Origin of the sequence: Methanoregula sp. (genome assembly GCF_002835825.1) — an archaeon.
Classification (GTDB): domain Archaea; phylum Halobacteriota; class Methanomicrobia; order Methanomicrobiales; family Methanospirillaceae; genus Methanoregula.
The window spans coordinates 1-1,748 of record NZ_PIZH01000430.1 but is presented as its reverse complement, the minus strand read 5'-3'; the positions used below and the strand labels follow the sequence as shown (position 1 = coordinate 1,748).

Genomic DNA, 1,748 nt, shown 5'->3' with positions numbered 1-1,748 from the left:
TGGATGAAACACCATTTTTTACACACCTCTGAATCAATCACCTATACCAGCAACTGACATTACGGGTCTCGTATAGGTTAAACAGAATCTCGGGTATGTTGTTATTAATAATTTTCGAATCGTTCGCCGGAATCGGGCTGTTTTGCCGGCGCAATCTGCTGAATACAGTTCTGCAGAAAATAATAACCTGGCATTACTCGTTACCAAAAGTAAATGGATTTACTTAATCATTTTTCTGAATTAGTGTGTGTTTTCTGCTGTAATCAGGGTGAGAAAATCCTTTTTCCCGCTCACCGCGCGCTCAAAACCGTGAATGGGGAATGGGTATGTCAACAATTGCCGGCAACGCCAAGCATTGCCGCTTTTCGCTGCTTGTTTGCATATGTTCACGAAGACGGCTGATGTCACAGCAATAAAATTCAAACCCGAACAGGGAGAAAATTAACTACTATCTGTCATCAGGTCACGGGAACCTTACCATGAAGTGCTCAGCGATAACCGGAGAAATATTTGCAAACCATGACTGCAAGGGGCACAAAGAATGTCATGACCGGCTGCTGAGCATCCTTGAACGCCTGCCGGAAGACCTCGCGATCCATGCCCCGGTACCGGCTTCGTTTGAGGCACTCCAGCGGGTGCATGTTCCCGGGTACCTCACCTGGCTCGAACAGCAGTGCGTGAAACATGTCGATTTCTGTACGCTCGACGAGTACATCTACACCGGGGGGTATTTCGAGAACAACCAGATAAAGCGGGGATACCTTGACCAGAATACGTACATCAACCCCTGCTCCTATGAAGTGGCAACGTATGCGGCCGGGTCCGCGATTGCTGCCGTGGACCGGTCTATCGATGGGGAGTGCTGTTTTGCTCTCGTGCGCCCCCCGGGCCACCATGCAGAGGCGGACCGGGCAATGGGGTTCTGTCTCCTGAACAATGCCGCAGTGGCTGCCGCCCATGCCCTGCAGCAGGTTGACCGCGTTGCGATCATCGACTGGGATGCCCACCACGGGAACGGAACGCAGAGTATCTTTTATTCCAGCAACAGGGTTCTGTACTGTTCAACGCACGAGAAGGACACGTTCCCGCATAGTGGGACCTTGCAAGAGACCGGCAGTGGCGAAGGGAAGGGCTTCACGCTGAATGTCCCCCTTGCCCACAAGTCCGGTATCGCGGACTATTACGCGGTCTTCACGGAAGTCATCCTTCCTGCTGTCGGGCGCTTCCGGCCCGACCTTGTTATCGTTTCTGCAGGCCAGGACATCCTCCTGGATGATCCGCAGGAGTGCATGCTCCTTACGCCACAGGATATCGGCACGCTCACCGCACTGGTCCGCGACGGGCGGGACTGTCCCCTGTCGTTCGTGCTCGAAGGCGGGTACGGCCCGTCCCAGCCCGCGGCGATCCGCTCGGTATTCGACACTCTGGGATCGACAAATCCAGCCAAACTCCCGGAGGGGCCGGTAATTAAGGCCAACCGGAAGACCATCGATCTCGTAAAAAAGCTTTACAATATCCCGTAAATAATACGGGCCGGGTATGGCAGAGGGTGATTGCCATTACATCGGAGGAGGAGAAATCGCGGTTCCGGGCTAAAAACCGTTACGCAGATGAAGGGAACGGGACAATGAAGACTATGGACCGGAAATTCCTTTTCCTGGCTATAGCCGGGATCATCACCACGATAGTTGCGTCACTCATCAGTATCTATGCCGGCGGTGTTGTCCTTATCCTTCTTGCAGTCATTG

1 protein-coding gene is annotated in these 1,748 nt (G+C 53.1%); it reads left to right on the top strand.

All coding sequences use genetic code 11. The annotated features are described in order from the left end of the window. Positions 1-479: 479 nt before the first annotated feature. Positions 480-1,523 carry a histone deacetylase gene (locus CW742_RS11905; RefSeq protein WP_292420658.1) on the top strand — a complete coding sequence of 348 codons (1,044 nt, stop codon included), beginning with the start codon at positions 480-482 and terminating at the stop codon, positions 1,521-1,523. Positions 1,524-1,748: the final 225 nt, after the last annotated feature.